Here is a 22,409-nt window from a genome sequence, read left to right on the forward strand (position 1 = left end):
ATCTGGCACCGGGGCACTCGTCGTATGGAGGCATCACGATTTCTGAACCCACGACCGCGAACGAGAAGTTCGACGACGAGGACTACCCCGCCTACACGATGGGCCGGGCCGCGGACCTGCTCGGCACCACCCAGGCCTTCCTGCGCAGCCTGGACGAGGCGAACCTGATCACCCCGCAACGCTCCGCAGGCGGCCACCGCCGCTACTCCCGCTACCAGCTGCGCATCGCCGCGCGCGCCCGCGAACTCGTCGACCAGGGCACACCGCTCGAGGCGGCGTGCCGGATCATCATCCTCGAAGATCAACTCGCCGAAGCACTGGAACGCAACGCCACGCTGAATCAGAAGCACGACTGAACGCCCTCGGCCGGAGCCTTGCGGCGACAGCCCTTGTCCCGTGACAGGCTGTGCTCATCGTCCTTGTTGGTGTCCTGGACCTGAGGTATCGGCCACAGGAGAAGCCGCCGCTACTGCGGCTCCGCCGAACGCTCGGCGGTTCGGCGCCGCTCGGCGCGGTAAGCGAGCGCACCGATGATGCGTTGCCATGCCGGGGACGCCTCGGAGATCCGGGAAGAGATCAGCTGCGGGCTCTCCGGCCGGTCTCGTTCGTGTTCGATTTCCCATGCGTCCAGGTCGTCGATGAGCCGGTCCAGGCGTGGATCGTCCGGATCCCAGTCGACTGATCGATCACAGGCGAGATACAGGCGAATCGTCTCGGGGTCGTCGAGGCCCGCGGTCTTGTCCCGTATCCGCTGCGGTATGACGCGCGGATCCAGAGCTTGCAGCAGGATCCACGAGTCGCGCTCGAGTCGTACCCTCCGTTCGCTGACGCCGAGACTCCGCATCCGGTTCAGGATGGCGACCACCTCGGGAGGCAGGACAAGATTTTCACCGCTTGCCAGGTCGGCGATGCGGCGGCGGTACTCGGTGAGCTGGTCGATCTTGCGCTGCAATTCGGCGTCGATGTCGGTGACGGCCGCGGCGAAGGCGGCCGGCTGGGCGTGGAGCAGCGCGTCGATACGGGCCAGTGGAACGCCGGCGTCGGCGAGGGTCCTGATCCGGATGAGGTCCACGGCGGCCTGCGCGCTGTAGCGGCGGTAGCCGGAGGCAGAGCGCTCGGGCTCGGGCAACAGGCCGACGTGGTGATAGTGACGAACAGTGCGCACGGTCACGCCCGCGGTTGCCGCGAGTTGGCTGATCGTGAGCACCGTCCTCCTCGGGTCTTCGTGAAACACGATTGTGCCGAGTCTAGAGACCCGCCGCCCGGTCGATGACGTCGCGAATCGCCTGAACCACGGCATCGGGGCGGTCGAAGCAGAGCCGGTGGTGGAGGGTGTCGGACAGAATGCGTTGTTCGCCGTTCGAGACCCCACTCACCAGGGCCGCGTCCATTCGCGTCTTGGCGTCGTTCACCTCCTGCGCAGTAAGCGATTGCTGGGCAGGGTCGATGCCCACCACCGTGAGCGCGACCACCGGGACATCGGGAATGTTCGGCCCCGCTCGCAGTTCGGTGGCGAGGCCGGTCAAAGCGGCACGCTCGGCGATACCGACCCTCATCCATTCATCGCTCACCTTGGCATCGATCAGTGGTTGCCGAATGTGCTCCGGGTAATCCGCGAGCAATTCGCCGCGCATCTCGCGCAGGGCCGAGCGCATCTGTCGGAGCTGATCCTGATCGGATGCCATCTGCTCGGCCGCGGCCAGACTCGCTGTGGGTGGCATGTAATCGTCCCAGTCGCGGTGCAGGCCGTCCAACCAGACCAGTCCCGCCACCTCCCGCGGGTACAACTGCGCGAACCGATGCGCGTAGAAGCCGCCGAGCGAGTGTGCGGCGAGAACGTAAGGAGCGGCGATGTTCTGGGCGCGCAGCAGCTCGCGCAGTTCCGTGGCGACAGCGGCGGCGGTGCGCGGCAAGGGCAGGGAAGCGCTGTAGCCCGTGCCGCCACGGTCGTAGACCACAGCGGTGGTGAATCGCGAAACCTGTTGCTGGACACCGAAGTAGTCCAGGCCGACCGCGCTCGCGCCGGGCAGGAACACGACTGCCGGTCCGCCGCTGCCCGACCGATGCACGAAAAGACGGCGGCCGTCGACTACCTGGAACCTTCCGATCGGCGGAGCGAGCCGAGCCGAGGAAGTGATGTCATACGTCATGGGACAAGCCTGCAACCCTGACGCAGGGTCAGGGTCAATCCGGTGCGCCTACCGCACTGCCCCTCCCCCGTTCCACGCTCGGATCGGGACTCGATGCCGATCTCGTCGCGGATCCGGCGCATGTGGCGGAATCCTTGCGATCTTCTCCCTGGCCCCGGGGTCGCGACCGGTGAACTGCCAGGTCGGGCACCGACTGTCCGGGGCCGCTCGGGCGGCGGCGTAGGCGGGCGTAAGATCCGATGCGTCGTTTCGTGTTGTCCAAGGGAAGGTCGGTGAGCAGTGGAGCCCGCGCCCTCGGCCACACCTCGGCGTAGTCCGGCGCCCTCTGATCCTCCGACCTTCCGAACCTCTCGGACCAACAGTCCTTCCGGTCTGCGATGCGCCGGCACGGTAGATTTCACGACCCGGGATGCGTGGCGCTCGGCTCTGGCGGAACTGGCCGCCACCGGCCGCGACGTCCACTTGGACCTGTCGGAGCTGACATTCATCGACGTCCACGGAACAACCATGCTGGTGGAAGCCGCCACCCACGCGCCGCAAGCACCACGAATCGTGCTGCACCGGCCCCCACCGATGATGCTTCGGATCCTCGGAGTGTTCTGGCCCTCCCTACACACCATCGAGGTAGTGCACACATGAGCTCTGTTGGCGCTGCGTCGGCCGCTTCGCAATCCACCGATCCGTTTGTGCATCCCGCGCTGTTCTACCGCGACACCGAGGAATACCTCGCAGGCACCATCGGATTCATTCGCGAAGGACTCGCGAACGACGAGCCGGTCGCGGTCGCGGTCCCCGGCCCGAACCTGACCCTCCTACGCGCCGAGCTCGGCTCCGACGCCGACTCGGTACACCTGATGGACATGACCGTGGAGGGCCGCAATCCCGGCCGCATCATCCCGGGAGTGCTGCGCGACTTCGCCGACCGGCATCGGTCCGGACGCGTGCGAATCATCGGCGAACCCATCTGGGCCGGCCGCTCGTCGCTCGAGTATCCAGCGTGCGTGCAGCACGAGGCGCTGATCAACGCGGCATTCACCGGGCGCGAAGTGAGCATCCTGTGTCCCTACGACACCACACGTCTGTCGCCGCAGGTCCTGGCCGACGCGCACGCCACCCACCCCGTCCTCATCGACAACACCGGTCGGCGAACCAGCGACGACTACAACCCCGACCATATCGTCGACCTCTACAATCAACCGCTGCCCTCCGCACCCGCCACCGCCACCGCCATGGGCTTCGACGCCACATCCCTGGCCGATGTCCGGCACGTCGCCACAGAACACGCCCGCAAAGCAGGCCTGCCCGAGCACCGGCTGATCGACCTGGAACTGGTCGTCGCGGAAACCACTACCAACTCTGTCGTCCACGGCGGCGGACACGGCACGCTGCGGATGTGGACCGACGGCCACCAGCTGCGCTTCCAGATCAGCGACAACGGACACATCACCAACCCACTCGCAGGCCGCCTACCCGCACAGAACTATCGTCCGGGCGGCCGCGGTCTACTGCTGGTCAACCAACTCACCGACCTCGTGCGCATCCACACCGGCCGCGACGGCACCACCATTCAGCTCCACTTCGACTTCGATCACGATCTGCCGTAGCGCACCGAAGGGCGGCCGGCTACCGGCCCACCGGAGAGGCAAAGCGCGTTTCGCGCTGGAAATCGGCTGCTTCGGCGATTGCATGATCGGTGTGGCACAGTTGGCCGGGCGTGCCCGGTTCTCGGCCACGCCATCCAGCACGAATTCGGCGGGCCGCGGCGACCGATCCGGTTGCGCATCGGCGGGTCGGTACCGGTGCAGGGTGTGGAATTCGTTTCGGAAGCAGGACTGTGATGGATTCCCGGCCTGAGCCGTCGTGGGTAGGACGTTTGACGGTGCAGGGCTGGTTCCTGCTGGTCCTGGGTGTGATGGTGGTGTTCGTCCTCGCCGGCGCGGGTACGGGCGCGGGAATGATAAGCCAGACCAAAGACAGCTCCAACCGGTTGATCGACCAGCTGCAACCGGCTGTGACGCAGACCTACCGACTGCAGGGCGCATTGATCAGCCAGGAGACCGGCGTGCGGGGCTACGCCATCGCCGCTGAACCGGGATTTCTCGCCCCCTACGAGGTCGGCCGCGACGAGGAACGCCGAGCCGCGGACAGGCTGCGCACCCTGCTCGCCGACCACCCAGCCCTGCTGACGGATCTGGATGGGGTGCTCGCTGCCGCGCAGGAGTGGCGCCGCGACCACGCCGACCCGGTCATCACCGCCCCCGACACGGCCGGCGCGGCGCGGCGCGCTCGGGACGGACTCGATGCCGGCGAGGCCGCCTTCGATGTACTGCGGGCGCGGTTCGTCGCGCAGAACGCTCACCTGGAACAAGCCCGTGACAGCGCACGCGCGGATTTGGTGCGCACCCGCCAGTCGCGGGACACGGTGCTGACGGCGATGGTGGCGATGTTCGTGGCGACCTCGCTGGTGCTGACGTTGGTGGTGCGGCGGCTGGTGACCCGTCCGCTGGCGCAGCTGACGGCGGCGTCGCTGCGGGTCGCCGACGGCGATTTCGACCACCACATCGACGTCACCGGGCCCGCGGACCTGTTCACCGTCGCCGAGGCGGTCGAACTGATGCGGCGGCGCGTGGTCGCCGATCTGGAATCGTCCCGCGCCACCGAAGCCGCGCTCGTCCGCCAGGCCGCGGACCTGGATGCCCAGGCCGAGGAGTTGCGGCGCTCGAACCAGGAACTCGAGCAGTTCGCCTACGTTGCCTCCCACGACCTGCAGGAACCGTTGCGCAAGGTGGCCTCGTTCTGCCAGCTGATCGAGAAACGCTACAACGACTCCCTCGACGACCGTGGCCGCCAGTACATCGAATTCGCCGTCGACGGCGCCCACCGCATGCAGGTACTGATCAACGACCTGCTCGCCTTCTCCCGCGTCGGGCGAGTGAACCAGTCCGCCAGCCCCGTCTCCCTCGACGACACCCTCGACCGTGCCCTGCACAACATCGCCGCCGCACGAGAGGTTTCCGGCGCCGTCGTCCACCGTCCCGAGCACCTGCCGCAGGTAGTCGGGGATGCGACTCTGCTCACCCAGTTGTGGCAGAATCTGCTGGCCAACGCCATCAAGTTCACCGAACCCGACACAGCCCCGGTCATCGACATCGACTACACCCGCACCGATACCGAACATCGGATCTCCGTGGCCGACAACGGTATCGGCATCGGTGCCGAATTCGCCGAGAAGGTGTTCGTCATCTTCCAGCGCCTGCACGGGCGCGACGAGTACACCGGGACCGGCATCGGACTGGCCATCTGTCGCAAGATCGTCGAGTTCCACGGCGGCCGGATCTGGATCGACACCGACTACACCGACGGCGCGCGCTTCACCTTCACTCTTTCCGACAGCACCGACAGCACCGACGCACCCCCTCGGACCTCCGAACCCGACACGGAGTGAAACCATTCGCCGAGGCAGACAGTTCGGCCGTCGGCCCCGGTGTCGCCGCGGACGCCCAGAACGCGCCCTGCCCGGAGGGATTCGGGTGGCATCGGCCACTCACCACCGGTTGAGCCGAGCGGTGCGTGGGGACAAGTTCGCGCGCGGGTGAAAGCAAGTCGATGGAAACGGCCCGAACCTCGAAAGGTTCGGGCCGTTCACATCGGTGCGGTATCAGATGACGAAATCGCAAATCACCCGCCGACAACGAGCTTTCGCAGCCGCTCGAAACAGATCGGTGTGCGCGTGGGCACCTGTGCCGCTACCGATCGCGGTCTCAACGCAGTGCGCCGCGACGGCCGGTCACCAATCCGACCAAGAACAGCAGGACAACCGCGCCGCCGAGGCAGGTGAAGAAACTGAACCACAGTCCGCCGCCCTCGACATCGACACCCAGAAGCTTCAGCAGGAACCCGCCGAGCAGGCCGCCGACAATTCCCACCACGATGTTGAGCAGAATTCCCTGCTGCGCATCAGTTTTCATGATCTTGCTGGCGATCCAGCCGGCCACACCGCCGATGATGATCCAACCGAGGATTCCGAGACCGAGCATCATTTTCTCCGATTCGTCGAGTTGAGCCCGCATACTGGTCGAGCGAGCTGTCTGTCCTCGCCATACCCCGGACGTCGGCCGTCAATCGCGTTGCCCAGCAGCGGCTTATCGCTGCGTCTCAGGATCGGGTCGGCGGGCGCCCGCTCGTCGAGCAACGGGAGCCCAGGCGAAGACACTCCAGCGCCCGGCCTCCGGCATGTCCCCTGCGGCTCAGAACGCGTAGCGCACCGTCAACCAGGGCGTCCGCTCGGCGATGAGGCCGGTCAGAGTTTCGACACCGGCGGCCTTGACGTTGTTGCGGTAGCGCACGTTCCACATGCCCGACTGGGAACGCTTGGCCTGCTGGATCGGCGGCTGCCACAACAGGTCCTCGGACTTCGGGTGCCAGCCGAGGTTGAGCTCGTGCAACTGCTCGTTGTGGGTGAGCATGATGATCTCCGCGGCGGCCTGGGCCTTGAAAGCCGAGCCCGTGCCGTCCGAGAGCTGCTCCAGCAGCTCCGCCCAGTCCTCCTCCCAGCCGGGGCGGACGACGACGGGGGAGAAGTTGACCTGCACCTCATAGCCCGCTGCCACGAAGTCGTCGATTGCGGCGATGCGCTGCCGGATCGGCGTGGTGCGCAGGTCGAGCAGCTGGGAGTCGGCCTCGGGCATGAGCGAGAACCGGATCCGGGTCCGCCCGCGGGGGTCGAGGTCGAGCAGGTCACGGTTGACGTACTTGGTGGCGAAGGATGCCTTCGCGGTGGGCCACGCGCCGAACGCGGTGATCAGATCGGCGACGTTGTCGCTGACCAGGGCGTCGACCGAGCAGTCGCTGTTCTCGCCCAGGTCGTACACCCACGCGTCAGGGTCACACTGGTTCGGCACGGTCTTGGGCCCCTGCCTGCGCACGTGACGTTCGAGGTAGCCGACGATCTTGTCGATGTTCGTGAAGACCGTGATCGGGTTGGCGTAGCCCTTGCGGCGGGGGACGTAGCAGTAGGCACACGCCATCGCGCAGCCGTTGGATGTCGAGGGTGCGATCCAATCGGCCGAACGGCCGTTCGGCCGGGCCGTCAGCGACTTCTTGACCCCGAGCACGAGGTCCTCGGTCTTGACCCGGATCCAGCGGTCGATGTTGCCCTCGTTGCCGTGCAACTGGTCGATATTCCAGTGGGAGGCGACGGTGATGATCTCGGCGTCGGGGAAACGCGCGCGCACCTGCTGCCCGCGCGGGCTCGCCAGCGCGTCCGGTTCGGCCCACAGCCTACGGACGTCCAGCAGGCGGGGGCCCGAGGTGGGCCGGAAGGGGTCCGGAGCTGCGGCGAATCGAGTCATAGCCTCTGCCTACTCCGCCCCACCGACATACTGGCGGGCTCAGGCCCCCGGTGTGGGCAGCGCCACCGCCCGAGCCGGGAGCCGCCGCCCAGAACGCCGGCTAGGAATTCGATCTTCGGCGGGGCACAATATTCGGAGGGATCGAGTTTCCGAAATGGTCTGCCGTATTCGGCAGATCACTTCGCCCACCGATGGAGGGGCGAAACTGACGACATGCACCGAGACGGCGAGCGCCCGAAAGGGCTCAGTGTTTCCGCGCTGGCGGCGGTAGCGAACCCGTCGTATTCGCGGATCGACACGTGGAATCTGCTCGATGACGCGTGCCGCCGGCTCGCCGATGTCAACAGTGCCGGCCTGGATACCACCCACGAAGCCGCCCTGGTGCGGCGTCTCCTCGATCGTCTCGGCACGTATGAGCGGTACTGGCTGTACCCGGGCGCGGCCGGGCTGACGGCGTTCCGCGGGTATGTCGCCGATCTCGCCACAGTGCGGCTCGCCGAGGAAGTGTCGCTGGCCGTGCGCCTGCTCTCCGAGTACGGCGACCGCGCGGCGGTGTTCGACACCTCCGCGCCGTTGGCCGAGCAGGAACTCGTAGCGCGGGCCAAACAACAGCGGTTCTACACCGTTCTACTCGGCGACGATTCCCCGCCCGAGGCTCCCGAGGGCCTGGCGCAGAGCCTGCGGACGCTTCGCGACCCGTCCGACGACGTGCAGTTCGAACTGCTCGTCGTGGGGAGCATCGAGGACGCCATCACCGCCGTCGCGTTGAACGGCGAGATCCAGGCGGCGATCATCCGGCATGACCTGCCGCTTCGTTCCAGCGACCGGGTGCCGTTGATGACCACATTGCTCGGCGCCTGCGACAACGTGGTCGTGACCGACCGCACCTACGACTGGGTCGAATGCGGCGAGTGGATCAAGGCGCTGCGGCCTCATATCGACCTGTATCTGCTCACCGACGAGTCGATCGCCGCGGAGACCGAGGAAGAGCCGAGCGTCTACGATCGCACGTTCTATCGGCTCAACGACGCCACCGACCTGTACAGCACGGTGCTCGCCGGCATCCGCAGCCGGTTCGCCACACCGTTCTTCGACGCCCTGCGTGCCTACGCGGCGGCGCCGGTCGGCCAGTTCCATGCCCTTCCCGTCGCGCGCGGCGCCAGCATCTTCAACTCCAAGTCGCTACAGGACATGGGCGAGTTCTACGGCCGCAACATCTTCATGGCCGAGACCTCGTCCACCTCCGGCGGGCTGGACTCCCTGCTCGACCCGCACGGCACGATCAGGGCGGCGATGGACAAAGCCGCCAGGACGTGGCGTGCCGATCAGACGTACTTCGTGACCAATGGGACATCCACCGCGAACAAGATCGTCGTACAGGCCCTGACCCGGCCGGGCGACATCGTTCTGATCGACCGCAATTGCCATAAGTCGCACCACTACGGTCTGGTGCTCGCCGGGGCGTACCCGATGTACCTGGACGCCTACCCTCTCGCGCCGTTCGCGATCTACGGAGCCGTGTCCCTGCACACCATCAAGAAGGCGCTGCTGGACCTCGAGGCGGCCGGTCAACTGGACCGAGTGCGCATGCTTCTGCTGACCAACTGCACTTTCGACGGCATCGTCTACAACCCCCGGCGGGTGATGGAGGAGGTCCTGGCGATCAAGCCGGATATCTGCTTCCTGTGGGACGAGGCATGGTACGCGTTCGCGACCGCGGTGCCGTGGGCACGGCAGCGGACCGCGATGGTTGCCGCCGAGCAACTGAAATCGGCATTGTCGTCGTCCGGATACGCCGAGGAGTACCGCCGATGGCGTGCGTCGATGCAGGGAGTCGACCGTGCGGAGTGGAGCAACCACCGGCTGCTCCCCGACCCCGAGCGTGCGCGGGTCCGCGTGTACGCGACGCATTCCACCCACAAGTCGCTGTCCGCGCTCCGGCAGGCGTCGATGATCCACGTGCGCGACCAGGATTTCAAAGCGCTCGTCCGCGAGGCGTTCGCCGAGGCGTTTTTGACCCACACCTCGACGTCGCCGAACCAGCAGTTGCTGGCGTCGTTGGACTTGGCGCGTCGGCAGGTCGACATCGAGGGCTTCCAGCTGGTCCGGCACGCCTACGACATGGCGCTGGTGTTCCGTCACCGCGTCCGCAAAGACCGGCTGATCGGCAAGTGGTTCCGCATCCTCGACGAGGCCGACCTGGTGCCCGACGAGTTCCGGCTCTCCGCGGTCAGCTCGTACCGGCAGGTCAGGCAGGGTGGACTGGCAGCGTGGAACGAGGCGTGGCGGTCCGATCAGTTCGTGCTCGACCCGACTCGGGTCACCCTGTTCATCGGCGAGACCGGCATGAACGGGTACGACTTCCGCGAGAAGATCCTGATGGACCGGTTCGGGATTCAGATCAACAAGACCTCGATCAACAGTGTGCTGTTGATCTTCACGATCGGCGTCACCTGGTCGAGCGTGCACTACCTGCTCGACGTGCTGCGCCGGGTGGCCACCGACTTCGAGAGCAGCCGGAGCGCGGGCGGTAAGGCCGATCGCGCCCTGCAACAGCGCCGGGTCGACGAGATCACCAAAGATCTGCCCGCGCTGCCCGACTTCAGCGAGTTCGACAGCGCGTTTCGTCCCGACGGGGCCAGCTCGTTCGGCGACATGCGATCGGCCTTCTACGCCGGATATGAGGAATCCGACCGCGAACACGTGCTGCTCGGCGATGCCGGGCGACAGCTCGCCAAGGGCAGGCACCTGGTGTCCGCCACCTTCGTGGTCCCCTACCCACCGGGTTTCCCGGTGCTGGTCCCGGGGCAGGTGATCTCGACGGAGATCCTGTATTTCCTGGCCGACCTGGATGTCAAGGAAATTCACGGATACAACCCCGACCTCGGTTTGTCGGTGTTCACCGAAGCCGCGCTCGCGCGGTTGGCCGCGGCTCGGCACGCGAGCGCCGTGGCATCCGAGGGTTCGCCGATGGCAGCTTCGGTACCCGCGCTCCACCGTCTGGGGCTCGCGTGAACTGTTGAGCCGGTTCTCCCCGGTGGGCGAGCCGGAGCGTCACGACCTGACCGGATCCTGGTGAAAGCGGGCAATCAGCCGCGGACGGAGTCGTGCCATCCTTCGCGTTCGAAGCCCTACTGTCCTAGGCAGCTCAGCGCCCGCATGGCCGCGCACTCTATGCGTGAAAGATCGCCGAGGAGGGAGCCTGCCTGCACGAGGTGATGCGCATCGCCTGATTCACCGGCTCGTGTGATCAATGCTGCGACTTCCGTCCATAGGGTGGCTGCCTCGGTGTACAGCCCATGGCCGGTGCGCAGGTGGCGACTGTCGAGTGTCCGGGCGCATTCGGCGAGGAAGTCGCGGTAGAAAGTGCGGAACAGAGCGCCGCCGGTGCCCGCCTTCTCCATCAGGAGAGCAGCCTGCGCCAGATCACGCCGCGGGTGGTCGGTCCGCCGGAGCCAGGTGGGCACCAGCTTGCCCGCCTTCTCGATACCTCGGTAGCCGAGATTGGCGATGGGCGGGTTGAGGAAGGCGTCGGCGCAGGCGGTGATGGCGGGGATGATCCGGCTGCGTGGGGAGGGCATGTCGCGCGCAGCGGCGAGGGTGAAGGACCGGTGCGCGGCGGTCATCGGGCCGCGCGCGGCCCTGGCCTGGGCGAGGCTGGTGCGGCTGGTGGATACCGCGCCGCCTTGCTGGTCGGTGTCGATCAGGTAGGCGTCGTGGTCGTCGTAGCCGTACAGAGCGACGACATGACCACCGAAGTGCACTTTCGCCGTGAAGTAGTCCAGGTAGTAGCTGTCGAGTTGTAGTCCTACGGGGTGGCCTGCGGCGATGGGGGCAGCCACGTTCTCCCAGGCCTTGCGGGGGGATGTGGTCTCCCGGACCGAGAGCTCCAGTCCGAGTCCGGTGGCCAGGTTCCTGGTGAGATCGAAAGGCTTGATCCGTCCCCCGAGGAAGGGGAAGCCCAAGTTCTTACTGTCCCAGTAGATGAAGGACAGGCCGGAACCGAGACCGAAGAGCATCGGCTCGGACAGATCGATTCCCAGATGCCGCAGCAGCACTCCCAGAGCGGTCGTCTCGCAGTGCTGCGTACCGCGGGCGTCGATGTCTGTCACCGTGGTCATGCCATGCCTTCCTGGGCGCAGATCAGCAGTTGTGCTTGCGGCTCCGCTCCGAGACATCTGCACGTACGGGCGCAGGCCGCGGATGCGGATGGCCGCGGAGGAAGCGTTGCAGACATGGTGGACCCTCCCGTGACGGGAGAGTCCAACGCCGCACCCGGCCGACCAGGTCGCTGGGTTCGCCTCGCGAACCCAGCTATAAGTAGCTTTGTGATCAGCAGGAACCGCTCACCCAACGATCACGGAGCCGCCACCCGGCCAAGGGGTGTATGCCGCGGAACCCCGGATCCGCAGAAACGTTGCCGTCCGCCGAAAGCTGGATGATCCGCCGTGCTCCGGGCCCTGTCACCGCCTCCGCACGGCAGGCCTTGCGCCAGCCGAACGGCATGAGATGAACTCGTTCGCCGCGCTGTTGCAGACGTTCGGCGATCTCCACCAGTACATCCAGAGTGTCGGCAAGTACCGAAAGCACATCCACTTCCGCGACGGCCCTCAGGCGATCACCCGGCACATGGGCGACACCGTCGATGACGACCTCCCCCGCATCGGTCTCGTCGACGATCCGCAGGACGGTCCGCACGGCCGCACCCGCCAGAGTGAGATCCCCGTGATCCACGCCGACGGACACGCGCAAGCACTCGTGGAAACATTTGCGTACCCCAACCCCCCACTCCATATCGACCGCCCCCGGGCCCTCGGCCGTCACTGTGTACTCGAAGGTCCGGCAACGAGTACTGATGATCTGCACGGCCTACCCCTCCTCCAATGCTTTCACGGCGTCGAGGTCCAGCACCGCGTTGGCGGTGCGCTCGATGATGCCGAGGCAGATCTCGTCCGGTTGGTATCTCGGCTGGATAGCGCTGTGGCCGATGGTCGCCAACCAGATGAAATACGGGTACAACGCCTGCTGCCGGTAGGCCAGCCACGCCGTGTCGAAATCGGGCGCCTGCGCGCCGCATGCCGCGAGGCGGTCGAGGTAGACGGCCAGCAGCTCGCGCTCCCAATCCCGCCGGTCGTGCACGGCCAGACCGGAGCCCACCACATAGGCGACGTCATACGCCCAGCTGCCACGCAGGACAACTTGCCAGTCGGTGAAACCCATTCGACCGCTGGAGGTTCGGTAGGTGTTGCCGATGTGGCTGTCGCCGTGCAGGAAAGTCTGCGCACCAGTGCTGGCAATCTCCAGCGATCGTTGCAGCGCCTGATAGAGCCGGTCGTGGTCGTGCGCAAGCGTTTCCGGTATCACCGCAGCCGCTCGCCGGGCTCCGACCTGCGCGCGTTTCGACATGCCGATCAATCGGTCGAGATTGGCGAAATGCGCCCGCGGTGGCTTCAGCCACCGATGGCGCTCCAGCTCGGCATCGTTCCAGAAGCGGGCGTGCCAAGTCGCCATCGTACGCAGCAAATCCTCGATCTGAGTGCGATCGATCGGTGTCTGCGGTGTGCAGAAGGTGGCGCCTTTCGTACTGACGATGTCCTCGAGCAAAGAGATCGTGCGGCCCGACCGGTAGTCGACAGCACTGTGGTAGCCGCGCGGCGCTTCGATGTCCAGGGCAGGCCGTAGGTGGGTGAAGAATCCCGGCTCACCGCCGATGATTCCGGCCAGGTCCAAGGTGAGGCGCTGTTTGAAGTCCGCGGTGGTCTTCGCGAACAACTCCTCCGGCAGGCCTGCCGCTCGGCCTGCGGCGTTATAGGCCACGCTGAGCTTCCAGCGGGTGGACGTGCCCGCGCTCACGTCCTGGGTCTCGAAGGAGGCGACTTCCGCATCGGGGTGTCCACCGCACAGCACGGCGGTCAGCCATTGCGCTGTCACTTCACGACCGGTCACCGGCACGTCCCTCGGTATACGAGCCCGCTGCCGGGTCAACGTTTCCTTGGCGACATGACCACCGATGCGGGCGATCCCCCGCAAGATCTCCGGCACGGGCCGGGAAGCACTCGATGCCAATACACACCCTTTCCGCTCGCTGGGTTCGGCTGCTGCTCTCAACCGGGTTCCGCGCCATCGGGCACGCCTCACGGACGGTATGGCAGCTGGGCCGAGGGAACATCCGTCGAATGCGAGAGAAATATCCGTATGGCCCGGCCCGGAAGCTCGATCGGCTCTGATCGCCCGCGATGCCTAAGCTCACCCGCATGCAGAAGTCTCCCGCGACGGTCTTCCTCGGTCGTGACGCCGAGATCGAGAACCTGGAGGCGCTCGCGCGCCGGGTCGCGACAGGACGGGGGGCGGTTGTGCTGGTGGAAGGTGAGCCCGGTATCGGCAAGACGTCGCTGCTGGAGGCAGCCGCTATCCGCTTCACGGCAGCGGGCCTGCGCGTTCACGTCGGCGCGGCCAAAGAATTGCAACGTGACGTACCGTTCGCCGCGGTGCGTTCCTGGCCGGCGGCCGATGACACCGCGCCCGGCGGCGGCTCGGATCCGAGTCGCCCGCTGCTGCACAGCGGGGATCGTGCGGGCGACGCCGCGGCGACACACGAGTTCGCGGTCAGCGAGGCGATCCTGGAGCGGGTGGACGCATGGTGTGCTTCCACTCCGGTGGCACTGATCATGGACGACCTCCACTGGGCGGATGCGTCGAGCCTGTCGGTACTGCGGCGACTCTGCGCATTGGTCGACGGGGTGCCACTGCTGCTGGTGCTCGCGACCCGCCCGCTGCCTCCGGACCGGGCGTTCGCGGAGCTGTCGGCCGAACTCGTCGAACGGCAGGCCCCGGCGATACGGCTCGGCGCACTGCCCGACTCGGCCGCGGCGGCGCTCGTGGAGTATTCGGTCGGCGCGCCTCCTGGCCCGGGTTTGCTGCGAATCGTGGCCGGTGCGCGTGGAAACCCGCTCCACATCACCGAATCGGTGGCCGCGTTGCTCCGCGCGGAGGCGATCACATTGGTCGCCGAAACCGCCGCGCCTTCGATACCGGAGGCCGGCCAACCGTCGCTCGCCTCACTGTCGACGGCGATCGTCCAGCGGCTCGGGCTCCTGTCACGTCCCACGCGGGACATGCTGCCGATGGCCGCGGCCCTGGGGCCCGTCATCAATGTGGGGGAACTGTCGGCCGTGCTGGACAGCCCGCTGCTGGAGGTCTGGCGGGCCGTCACCGAAGCGCTGGACGGCGGGCTGCTCACGCGGGTCGATGCCGAACTGGTGTTCCGCCACGATCTGTTGCGGGACGTGCTGGCGGACCAACTACCCGATTCGTTGCGCTCCGACCTGCTCCGCAGGGCCGGGCAGGTCCTGCAAGCGACCGGCGCGCCGCTCGAGCGAGTCGCGTACTACCTGTCGGCGGGCGGTCACGAGTTGGACCGGACCAGTCTCGACTGGTTGATGTCGGTGGCAGGCAAGCTGATCGTGCGGGCCCCCGAACTCGCGGTTGCGCTGCTGAGCCGCGCGGCGACCGCGACCGACCTCGACGGCGCCTCGCGTTCTGTTCTGGTCCGCTGGCAGACTCGGGCGCTGCTGTGGAACGGCCGTGCCGCCGAAGCCGAAGCCGTGGTGCGCACCGCACTGCGTACTCGGCCGGAACACGACCACGATGTCGAACTGACGTGGCTGCTCGTCCAGGCGTGCCAAGCACAGGGCCGCTTGGCCGACGCCGTCGCGGTCGCCGAGACCGCATTGTCCACGATGGAGCTCGGCGCCGAGGACGCGGGCCGTCTCGTGGGAATGTGCGCACTGGACAATTTCTTCCTCGGGCGGTTCGAGGCGGCGGAGCGAGCCGGCCGGCGGGCCGTGTCGACGGGACAGAGCAGTGGCACCCCGCTCGCCACCGGATACGGACTCATGGCTCTGGGCGCGGTGCGCTACACCGAGGGCTATCTCGACGAGGCGCTGGATCTGAGTACTCGAATCCTCACCATCTTCGAGGACGGCACCGGATCCGACCAGTTCGATCCGTATGTGCTGTACGCGCACTGCCTGATAGAGCTCGATCGGCTCGCCGACGCCGAACAGACGCTACAGACGGCCATCGGACACAACCGCCGGATGCACGGTGTCTACCTCTCCCCCAACCTGCTCGCCAAGGCGCGGCTGTATCTGCTCGATGGCCGCTGGGACGATGCGCTGGCCGAATGCGCGGCGAGCCTTGCGGCGCCCGATGTCCTCGGGTACGCGCCCGTCGCACACAGCCTGGCGGCCCTCATCGGCATCCACCGCGGCACGTTCCTGCCGGACCCCGATGCTCTTCCCGTGCCGGACGACCGACTGGGAAGTACCGGTTATGCGCAGTTCCACCCGTGGGTCAAGGCGCTGACGTACGAAGCCCGCGGCCATCCAGAGCTGGCGCTCGAACTGCTCGTCGACACCCATGGGCGGCTCGCCGATGGCTTGACCGCGTCCACCCTGCACTACATCTACCCGGACATCGCCCGGCTGGCCGCGGAGGTCGGTGATCGAGCCGCGGCCAGGTCGGTGGTAGCGAGCGCGGACGAACTGCTGGCGCGGCAGAAGACCGCGGGCCGAAGCGGGACGGCCCTGCTGTGCCGGGCGCTGGCGGACGGCGACCCCGAAACGCTCTTTGCCGCCGCCCAGGCGTTCCGGCAGTCCGGGTGGCCACTGCACGAAGCGCAGGCCAACGAGAACGCCGCCGTGCTGCTCGCCGCTTCGGGACGAGAGGCCGAGGCCCGCGGCGCGCTGGACTCAGCGCTAGGGCTCTACGGCCGCCTGGGTGCGTCGTGGGACAGCGCACGCGCGGCCGCACGCGTACGACCGCACGGCATTCGACTGGGCGTCCGCGGTCGGCGCAACCGACCCAAATCCGGATGGGCGGCGCTGACGGACACCGAGCGCAAGGTTGCCGCGCTGGTCACCGAAGGCTGCTCCAACTCCGATATAGCAGCGCAGATGTTTCTGTCGCGCCGCACGATTCAGTCACACGTATCGAACATCCTGGCCAAACTCGGCCTCCGGTCGCGATGCGAGATCGCCGCCGCCATGCCACCTTCGGTGCTTCCCTGACGCCTCGAGCGAGTCGGCGGAAGGTTCTGGCCGGGAGACCTCGCGGCGGGCCGCTCAGATGGGCCGGAATCCGGCGCCTACGTCGTCGCGGGAGTCGATGTCGGTGAGAATGGCGTTGATATCGGTTCCCACTTCGGGCCCGAGACATCCCATGCCCAGGTAGGCGTTGACCATTCCGACCAGGGTCGAACCGATCACCACCGGCGCGCCGGAGTCGCCTTTGAGCACGCACATCTGGGTCCAGGTGTCGCTGCTGTCGCCCATCATGTCGCCCCAGGCGACGCCGCAGGTCTGACCGGTGGTCCGGCCCTTCTTGCAGACGACGTCGGGAAACTGCGCGGGAGCGCCGAGACCGTCGATGCGGAACCCACCGACCTCCCGAGCGGGAACCACTCGTGCGGTATCGAATTCGATGATCGCGTAGTCCAGTTCGTGATCGGCGTAGACGAATCGCCCCAGCACCCCGTAACCGGGATAGGTCACGGACGTGACGCGCGCCCCGGGTTCGCCGCAATGGCCCGCCGTCAGACCGACCAACCGGCCGTGCGCATCGTGACCGATGGTGGTGAGCGTGCATTCGGCTTCGTCATCGATCACGATTCCCGACCCACCGCCTATCGGCGGCAGCGGTAACTGCGGAGCTCCGGCGGCCGTCCCGGCGCCGGCCGAGACCGGGCCGCAAGCCACCGCCGCCGCGGCGACAACCTTCATCAGTGAATGGGTCATTGTTCCTCCAAGCGGGCCGAGCGGATTCCCAGCGACCCGGCCGGAGCCGCACCCGCAGCCGTCGAACCCGGCATACGCATCGCCTCCGGCCACCGAAGTCTGGGACCCACGCGAACTTACGCGCGTCAATCCGAGCTACCCATAAGAACGAGGTGAAAACGGGGCCCGGATAGCTTCCGCCGGAAACACCCCGGATCGACTGGGTCGCAGTGCCTTTCCCGGATGGCCGTCAAGTGACGGGGTAAACCTACCTCTGCCAGGAACTCGTCCGCCAACGGGACGGACCTCGGCCAGATGTCGTTGGCCAGCAGCCAGTGCCCGCCGTCGAACAGATGCACAGGAGCTTCTGGAAGATCACGCGTATACGCGCGGGCCGACTGCTCGGGCATGTACCCGTCATGGACACCCATAGGATGAGAGCGGGTGGCGCCTACTCGCGCAGGTACTCCTGCTCCTGCGGGAACCGAGCCAGCGTGGAAGGCTGATCTTCCAGCAGCCGGATCAGATTCGCAGCCGTCGCCCGGAGGGCTTGGAACGGATCCGGGCTGGTTGCACTGCGCGATCGGTGCGGCTGGATTCTCATCCGATTGCAGATTGCAGATTGCAATCGCGAATCCCGAGCCCGAGCGGAGTGGCGCATCACGTGTTCTGGCGACGCCGACCGCCCACGGGCCACCGTGACAGGTGCGGCGGGCTCAGGCGCTGCGGGGCATCGGCCGAGCTGCCGGATCGATGATCAGTCCCGCCTCCCAAGCGCGCTCGATGACTCGCGCGACATCGATGCGCCGCACCTCACGGATCTCCGGACTCGTCAGCAGGTTGCCGATATAGGCGATGACATGCTCCGCGAGCAGGGAACGCACGTCACCGAGCCGCCCGAGTAGCCGAGCCGGGGCATCCACCGCGCGGACCCTGATGTCCACCTGCTGCTCGCTTATCTCCTCGACACGGACGAAGACCGCGCACGGGTCCTCCAACACCAGCTCGACTCGCATGCGCACCCGTACCGCCGCGGCGAACCGCCCGATGACTCCGGCGAAGTCCGTCCGCAGCCGCAGCGCGATCGGCACCTCCACGGCAACGTCCCAGCCCTCGCCGTCGCAAACTTCGGCCCGGACCTTACCGGGCCGACCGGTAGCGGTGACACAGACCAGCCCGCCGGGACCGGCATGAACCGGCCCTACCTCGATCCGGTCACCGACGATCTTTTCGATGACTTCCGCGACGCGCTCCGGACGAGCGACCGACTGCAACATTTGTTGCGCGAACCGCGCACGCGTCCACTCCGTCGCAGACCACTCCCGGTCGGCACGGCCGTTGATCTCAGGCATGAGCCACCTCCGTTCACCCAGCCCGCGTATACCCCGCAAACGGGAACAATCACACCTGAACGGACTGCTGAGTGGTGGTATCCATCCGGGAGCCCACCCGGCACGACAGGATGGACGCTTTGCGCTCACCTCCACTTACCGGCGATCCCTGCCCGAGCGGCTTCCCGGTGACCGATTCGCGCGTCCCTCACCTGGATACGATGCCGACGCGAACGCGGGTGAGCGCCGCGTCCACCGCGCGGTTCATGGTGTAGTCGTATCCCGCCTCGGGGTCGTATCGGGCGAGGTAGGGGGCGGCCTCGACGACCGCGGGCAGGCCGGACTGCGCGAGCGCCGTTCGACGAGCGTCGATCTGGGCGGCATCGTCCGCGCCGTAGGTGGGGCCCGCGTTCACTTCACGGAGCAGCGTGGCGAGCAGGGTCCGCATCAAGTGGACGGACTCCTCCGGCGGGTCGACGCGGTGCCGAAGATGATTAACCTGGGTGGGTGGGAGTGGTCGGGCTGGAGCGGGATCGTGGCGCCGGGTGGGATTTCGGGCGTGCGGCCGGTGGCGGGCACGCGGGTGGCGCGGCGATGATCGGGTTCCGTGATCGCGGGGGTGACGAGCTGGACCTGCGGGTCACCGGGATACCGGCGGTCACGGTGCTTTTCGAGTTCGGCGGCAACGAACTGGTCGTCGAGAGCAATGTCGGCAGGCAGGCCTTCGCAGGCTTCGTCGTGGGCTGTTCCCCGGGCACGATGCGCATCCGCGGTCCGCGGACCGAGTGCGTCGAGGTGCGGTTGTCACCGGTGCGGGCCTATTCGTTGCTGAATATCGACCCGACGGAGCTGGGCCGCACAGTCGTCGGCGTGGAAGACCTCTTCGGACGCCGGGCACAGTGGCTGCGCGAGCAGCTCGCGCACGCGGCGACATGGGAGCAGCGCTTCGCGCTGACGCGATCGTTTCTGATGCGATATGCCGACCCGGCACGGATACCGGACCCGGAAGTGGTCGCCGGCTGGGATCGCATCGTCGCCTGCCGTGGACAGGTCATGGTCGGCGCACTCGCCGAATCGTGCGGATGGAGCCGTAAGCGGCTGTGGGCGAGGTTCGAGTCCCAGATCGGTCTGACTCCCAAGCGTGCGGCGATGCTGGTCCGCTTCCGTCACGCCGTCGAAGGGCTGGTGGCAGGCCGCCCCGCCGCCGAAGTCGCCGCGATCTGCGGCTACACCGACCAATCCCACCTGTCCCGGGATGTGTCGAGCTTCGCGCAGGTCACCCCGGGGGCGCTGGCCGCGTGGCCGCTCACCGCCATCTCCGCACACCGCTACCGGGCGTGGGGAACATTCTTCCAATACCGAGGCAGGCCGACCGGTCGATAGTGAGGGCCCATCCCCGAGGAGGCCCACAGATGTCCGACGATGATCTCACCGACTTCCAGCACAACACGTTCACCTATGCAGGCAAGACCCGCACCATCTTTCGCCGAGGTCGCGGGCCCGCCGTGATCGTCATGGCGGAATTCCCCGGCATCTCACCAGAAGTGTTCGACTTCGCCCGGCGGGTGTCGGCCTCGGGGTGCACGGCGGTGGTTCCGCACCTCTACGGCAACCCCGGCCGCGATCCGAGTCCCGCCGCGCACGGTCGCGCCGCTGCACTGGCGAACGTCGTCGGCCAGATCGGGCCGATCTGCGTCAGCCGGGAATTCGTGGTGTTCGCGACCGGTCGCACGTCACCGGTCGTGCACTGGCTGCGGGCATTGGCCGAACACGAGCACCGACGTTGCGGCGGGCCGGGCGTCGGCGCGGTCGGCATGTGCTTCACCGGCGGATTCGCGCTGGCGATGGCGGTCGACGACCGGCTCGTCGCCCCCGTGATGTCGCAGCCGGGCCTGCCACTTGCACTCACCGCCCGGCAGAAGTGCTCCATCGATCTCTCCCCCGCCGACCTGGCCCGGGTCAAGCAGCGCTGCGCCGAGGGACTGTCGGTGATGGGACTTCGATTCCGTGGTGACCGGCGCTCTCCCGCCGAACGATTCGACTTTCTGCGCGAGCAACTCGGCGACGCGTTCACGGCGATCGAACTCGATGACGCCGATGCGAATCCGAATGCCGTTCTGAGCCCACACTCGGTCCTGACCGAGCACCTCATCGACGAACCGGGCCAGCCGACCCGAGCCGCACTCGACCGGGTACTCGACTTCCTTCGCGAACGGCTCCTCATCGACTTCCCCACCGGCCGGTGAACGTTCTCGACGTCCTCCGGGGACCCACCCGCACGGCACCGGCCGGGCTCAGGCCACGGCCTCCCACGCGAACCCATCGGGGTCGGCGAAGGGCCCGACAGCGCTGCCGATGGCGATCCGGTGCGACCCGGCGCCCTCCGGAGCGACGCCGGCGTCCTTGGCGGCGGCACGACGCCCGTAGAGCGCCAGCTTGACCGACGACGACGGGGCCTCGAACTCGACGTATTTGCTGCCGAAGCTCTTCGCCACGGTCAAGCCGCGATCGACATAGAACTGCTTGGTCGCCTTGACGTTGTCGACCCCGAGGAGCACCACGAAGTCGTCGACCTCCCGGGTGGCCGGGCCGGTGTCCTTCTTCGACGACGTCGCGATCTTCCAGATCGCCCCGTCCGGAGCCTGGACGACGCCGCCGTACCCCCAGAAGCTCTTCTTGGCCGGCTTCAGCGTCGTCGCCCCCGCGTCGAGCGCGGTGCCGATGAGGCTGTCGACGGTGCTCGGCTGCGACACCACGAGCGAGAGGATGAAGCCGCGGAACCCGTTCGTCGGCGCCTCCGAGGCGCGCACGCGCACCTTGTCGCCGAGACCGAACGCGGCGGCGTAGAAGTCCGCGGCGGCCGTGGGATCGGGCATTTCGAGGATGACGGAGTCGATAGTGGGCTGCTCGGTGGTGGTATCCATGGCAATGACGCTAGTCAGTGCCCGGAGATCGGCGCTTCTCGATTCCTGATCGACATGCGGCACGCCGATCGCGATCAACGGCAGCGCACCGAAGTGGATCAGGATGGCGTGGTGAGGGTGGGAGCTCGTCCGCCAGGTGAGGACAACGTCGTGCCCCGCTTGACGCAGGTGCCGAATCACCTCATAGCCGAGCCGCGAGCCGCTACGGTCCGAGGTGGATGCGGGTGCCCACCCCCTGAGGGCGCCCCACCCACCCGGGGGGTGGGCGCCCTCCACCCCCCGGGGCCCCACAAGGGGCTCATGTGGGCCGGCCTGCACCGATTCGGTCAGGCCGGCACGCCCGGACAATCCCACGCTTCGACCGGTTCGCGGGAATACCAATGCCCGGTCCATTCCCTGCCCGACTCGAGGGCCTCGTAGAAATCCTCGTCGTCGGGCAATTCCGGGCCGTGGGCGTAGACGACACCGGGATGGTCACCGTGGAAGCGACGGGCGCGCTCGACCGCGCGAGCCGACCGCTCGGCGAGGTAGGCGCGCTGGGTGATCAGCCACTCCTCGCTCGTGCGAGCTCCCGGGCCGCCGTAGTCCAGCGGGTAATGCATCTGATACTCCAACCGCGCCAACTGCTCACCCGCGTGCTCGTACAGCCACACGATCCACCCCGGTACCTGCGGCTGCGCAGCCAGCGCACGAACAGCGAATCCTGCACGCCGGGCCGCGCTTTCCGGATCACGCCGCGCCGCGGCGGTGACGCGGGCGACCGCCGCGAAGTCCATGCTGCTCCGGCCCCGATCTTTCCGATGCCTACCACCCATAGCCGATAACTCTAAATCTCGGCACCGACCCCCGACCAGGGTTCGCTCCAAGTTGGCCCGCG

Annotated in this window: 21 protein-coding genes; 8 read left to right on the forward strand and 13 right to left on the reverse strand. The window is 67.3% G+C overall.

The window, feature by feature from the left end; genetic code table 11:
- Positions 1-32 precede the first annotated feature (32 nt).
- Positions 33-356: a MerR family transcriptional regulator gene (locus ACFU5M_RS14705; protein WP_379049037.1), complete on the forward strand. Its 324-nt coding sequence runs from the start codon at positions 33-35 to the stop codon at positions 354-356.
- A gap of 110 nt (positions 357-466) precedes the next feature.
- Here the strand turns inward: ACFU5M_RS14705 and ACFU5M_RS14710 are convergent, their stop codons facing one another.
- Positions 467-1,300 (reverse strand): MerR family transcriptional regulator, encoded by an 834-nt coding sequence (locus tag ACFU5M_RS14710; protein ID WP_379048968.1) that lies wholly within the window; start codon positions 1,298-1,300, stop codon positions 467-469.
- The gene (locus ACFU5M_RS14715; RefSeq protein ID WP_379048969.1) at positions 1,248-2,150 is read right to left on the reverse strand and encodes an alpha/beta fold hydrolase; all 903 of its coding nucleotides are present in this window, start codon (positions 2,148-2,150) and stop codon (positions 1,248-1,250) included. Before ACFU5M_RS14715 ends, ACFU5M_RS14710 begins: the two co-directional genes overlap by 53 nt.
- Before the next feature lie 279 nt (positions 2,151-2,429).
- Here ACFU5M_RS14715 and ACFU5M_RS14720 point away from each other — a divergent pair, with 279 nt between their 5' ends.
- The 3 genes from ACFU5M_RS14720 to ACFU5M_RS14730 all read left to right on the forward strand — a co-directional run bounded on the left by ACFU5M_RS14720 (position 2,430) and on the right by ACFU5M_RS14730 (position 5,595).
- Positions 2,430-2,789, forward strand: coding sequence for an STAS domain-containing protein (locus tag ACFU5M_RS14720; protein WP_379048970.1), 360 nt, complete (start codon positions 2,430-2,432; stop codon positions 2,787-2,789).
- Complete coding sequence (locus ACFU5M_RS14725; RefSeq protein WP_379048971.1) at positions 2,786-3,754, forward strand: anti-sigma factor RsbA family regulatory protein; 969 nt, start codon at positions 2,786-2,788, stop codon at positions 3,752-3,754. Before ACFU5M_RS14720 ends, ACFU5M_RS14725 begins: the two co-directional genes overlap by 4 nt.
- A 233-nt stretch (positions 3,755-3,987) precedes the next feature.
- On the forward strand, positions 3,988-5,595 hold the full coding sequence (locus ACFU5M_RS14730) for an ATP-binding protein (RefSeq protein ID WP_379048972.1): 1,608 nt from the start codon (positions 3,988-3,990) through the stop codon (positions 5,593-5,595).
- Positions 5,596-5,911: 316 nt separating this feature from the next.
- Here the strand turns inward: ACFU5M_RS14730 and ACFU5M_RS14735 are convergent, their stop codons facing one another.
- Together ACFU5M_RS14735 and ACFU5M_RS14740 are read right to left on the reverse strand one after the other, a co-directional pair.
- The gene (locus tag ACFU5M_RS14735) at positions 5,912-6,187 is read right to left on the reverse strand and encodes a GlsB/YeaQ/YmgE family stress response membrane protein (protein ID WP_379048973.1); all 276 of its coding nucleotides are present in this window, start codon (positions 6,185-6,187) and stop codon (positions 5,912-5,914) included.
- Between the two features lie 210 nt (positions 6,188-6,397).
- Positions 6,398-7,501, reverse strand: coding sequence for a spore photoproduct lyase family protein (locus tag ACFU5M_RS14740; protein WP_379048974.1), 1,104 nt, complete (start codon positions 7,499-7,501; stop codon positions 6,398-6,400).
- A 213-nt stretch (positions 7,502-7,714) separates the two neighbouring features.
- Here ACFU5M_RS14740 and ACFU5M_RS14745 point away from each other — a divergent pair, with 213 nt between their 5' ends.
- Positions 7,715-10,516, forward strand: a complete 2,802-nt coding sequence (locus tag ACFU5M_RS14745; protein ID WP_379048975.1) for an aminotransferase class I/II-fold pyridoxal phosphate-dependent enzyme — start codon at positions 7,715-7,717, stop codon at positions 10,514-10,516.
- 116 nt (positions 10,517-10,632) lie between these two features.
- Here the strand turns inward: ACFU5M_RS14745 and ACFU5M_RS14750 are convergent, their stop codons facing one another.
- From ACFU5M_RS14750 to ACFU5M_RS14760, 3 genes are all read right to left on the reverse strand, one after another.
- Positions 10,633-11,622 carry a BtrH N-terminal domain-containing protein gene (locus tag ACFU5M_RS14750; protein ID WP_379048976.1) on the reverse strand — a complete coding sequence of 330 codons (990 nt, stop codon included), beginning with the start codon at positions 11,620-11,622 and terminating at the stop codon, positions 10,633-10,635.
- Positions 11,623-11,833: 211 nt separating this feature from the next.
- Complete coding sequence (locus ACFU5M_RS14755) at positions 11,834-12,199, reverse strand: hypothetical protein (protein WP_379048977.1); 366 nt, start codon at positions 12,197-12,199, stop codon at positions 11,834-11,836.
- Positions 12,200-12,370: 171 nt separating this feature from the next.
- Positions 12,371-13,447 carry an aminoglycoside phosphotransferase family protein gene (locus tag ACFU5M_RS14760; RefSeq protein ID WP_379048978.1) on the reverse strand — a complete coding sequence of 359 codons (1,077 nt, stop codon included), beginning with the start codon at positions 13,445-13,447 and terminating at the stop codon, positions 12,371-12,373.
- A gap of 308 nt (positions 13,448-13,755) precedes the next feature.
- Between ACFU5M_RS14760 and ACFU5M_RS14765 the strand changes: the two genes are divergently transcribed.
- The gene (locus ACFU5M_RS14765) at positions 13,756-16,572 is read left to right on the forward strand and encodes an AAA family ATPase (protein WP_379048979.1); all 2,817 of its coding nucleotides are present in this window, start codon (positions 13,756-13,758) and stop codon (positions 16,570-16,572) included.
- Positions 16,573-16,626: 54 nt separating this feature from the next.
- Here the strand turns inward: ACFU5M_RS14765 and ACFU5M_RS14770 are convergent, their stop codons facing one another.
- The 4 genes from ACFU5M_RS14770 to ACFU5M_RS14785 all read right to left on the reverse strand — a co-directional run bounded on the left by ACFU5M_RS14770 (position 16,627) and on the right by ACFU5M_RS14785 (position 19,056).
- Entirely contained in the window at positions 16,627-17,298 is a 672-nt protein-coding gene (locus ACFU5M_RS14770) for a serine protease (protein ID WP_379048980.1), read from the reverse strand.
- A gap of 430 nt (positions 17,299-17,728) precedes the next feature.
- On the reverse strand, positions 17,729-17,881 hold the full coding sequence (locus ACFU5M_RS14775) for a hypothetical protein (RefSeq protein ID WP_379048981.1): 153 nt from the start codon (positions 17,879-17,881) through the stop codon (positions 17,729-17,731).
- A 112-nt stretch (positions 17,882-17,993) separates the two neighbouring features.
- Positions 17,994-18,629 carry a hypothetical protein gene (locus ACFU5M_RS14780; protein WP_379048982.1) on the reverse strand — a complete coding sequence of 212 codons (636 nt, stop codon included), beginning with the start codon at positions 18,627-18,629 and terminating at the stop codon, positions 17,994-17,996.
- 187 nt (positions 18,630-18,816) lie between these two features.
- Positions 18,817-19,056 (reverse strand): hypothetical protein, encoded by a 240-nt coding sequence (locus ACFU5M_RS14785; RefSeq protein WP_379048983.1) that lies wholly within the window; start codon positions 19,054-19,056, stop codon positions 18,817-18,819.
- Between the two features lie 59 nt (positions 19,057-19,115).
- Between ACFU5M_RS14785 and ACFU5M_RS14790 the strand changes: the two genes are divergently transcribed.
- Entirely contained in the window at positions 19,116-19,991 is an 876-nt protein-coding gene (locus tag ACFU5M_RS14790) for a helix-turn-helix domain-containing protein (RefSeq protein ID WP_379048984.1), read from the forward strand.
- A gap of 29 nt (positions 19,992-20,020) precedes the next feature.
- A complete protein-coding gene (locus tag ACFU5M_RS14795) occupies positions 20,021-20,854 on the forward strand; it encodes a dienelactone hydrolase family protein (RefSeq protein ID WP_379048985.1) in 834 nt (277 codons plus the stop codon).
- A 48-nt stretch (positions 20,855-20,902) separates the two neighbouring features.
- Here ACFU5M_RS14795 and ACFU5M_RS14800 read toward each other — a convergent pair whose 3' ends face one another.
- Positions 20,903-21,532, reverse strand: coding sequence for a glyoxalase (locus ACFU5M_RS14800; RefSeq protein WP_379049038.1), 630 nt, complete (start codon positions 21,530-21,532; stop codon positions 20,903-20,905).
- 326 nt (positions 21,533-21,858) lie between these two features.
- A complete protein-coding gene (locus tag ACFU5M_RS14805) occupies positions 21,859-22,308 on the reverse strand; it encodes a hypothetical protein (protein ID WP_379048986.1) in 450 nt (149 codons plus the stop codon).
- Between the last annotated feature and the right edge of the window lie 101 nt (positions 22,309-22,409).

Origin of the sequence: Nocardia sp. NPDC057455 (assembly GCF_042802775.1) — a bacterium.
In the GTDB taxonomy this organism is placed as follows: domain Bacteria; phylum Actinomycetota; class Actinomycetes; order Mycobacteriales; family Mycobacteriaceae; genus Nocardia.

Bases quoted from the DNA above. Each gene is read 5' to 3' on its own strand.
- ACFU5M_RS14710 (WP_379048968.1), bottom strand. From the start codon at position 1,300: ATGCCGTGGTTCAGGCGATTCGCGACGTCATCGACCGGGCGGCGGGTC.
- ACFU5M_RS14715 (WP_379048969.1), bottom strand. From the start codon at position 2,150: ATGACGTATGACATCACTTCCTCGGCTCGGCTCGCTCCGCCGATCGGA.
- ACFU5M_RS14725 (WP_379048971.1), top strand. From the start codon at position 2,786: ATGAGCTCTGTTGGCGCTGCGTCGGCCGCTTCGCAATCCACCGATCCG.
- ACFU5M_RS14730 (WP_379048972.1), top strand. From the start codon at position 3,988: ATGGATTCCCGGCCTGAGCCGTCGTGGGTAGGACGTTTGACGGTGCAG.
- ACFU5M_RS14735 (WP_379048973.1), bottom strand. From the start codon at position 6,187: ATGCTCGGTCTCGGAATCCTCGGTTGGATCATCATCGGCGGTGTGGCC.
- ACFU5M_RS14740 (WP_379048974.1), bottom strand. From the start codon at position 7,501: ATGACTCGATTCGCCGCAGCTCCGGACCCCTTCCGGCCCACCTCGGGC.
- ACFU5M_RS14745 (WP_379048975.1), top strand. From the start codon at position 7,715: ATGCACCGAGACGGCGAGCGCCCGAAAGGGCTCAGTGTTTCCGCGCTG.
- ACFU5M_RS14750 (WP_379048976.1), bottom strand. From the start codon at position 11,622: ATGACCACGGTGACAGACATCGACGCCCGCGGTACGCAGCACTGCGAG.
- ACFU5M_RS14765 (WP_379048979.1), top strand. From the start codon at position 13,756: ATGCAGAAGTCTCCCGCGACGGTCTTCCTCGGTCGTGACGCCGAGATC.
- ACFU5M_RS14770 (WP_379048980.1), bottom strand. From the start codon at position 17,298: ATGACCCATTCACTGATGAAGGTTGTCGCCGCGGCGGCGGTGGCTTGC.
- ACFU5M_RS14775 (WP_379048981.1), bottom strand. From the start codon at position 17,881: ATGAGAATCCAGCCGCACCGATCGCGCAGTGCAACCAGCCCGGATCCG.
- ACFU5M_RS14780 (WP_379048982.1), bottom strand. From the start codon at position 18,629: ATGCCTGAGATCAACGGCCGTGCCGACCGGGAGTGGTCTGCGACGGAG.
- ACFU5M_RS14785 (WP_379048983.1), bottom strand. From the start codon at position 19,056: ATGCGGACCCTGCTCGCCACGCTGCTCCGTGAAGTGAACGCGGGCCCC.
- ACFU5M_RS14795 (WP_379048985.1), top strand. From the start codon at position 20,021: ATGTCCGACGATGATCTCACCGACTTCCAGCACAACACGTTCACCTAT.
- ACFU5M_RS14800 (WP_379049038.1), bottom strand. From the start codon at position 21,532: ATGGATACCACCACCGAGCAGCCCACTATCGACTCCGTCATCCTCGAA.
- ACFU5M_RS14805 (WP_379048986.1), bottom strand. From the start codon at position 22,308: ATGGACTTCGCGGCGGTCGCCCGCGTCACCGCCGCGGCGCGGCGTGAT.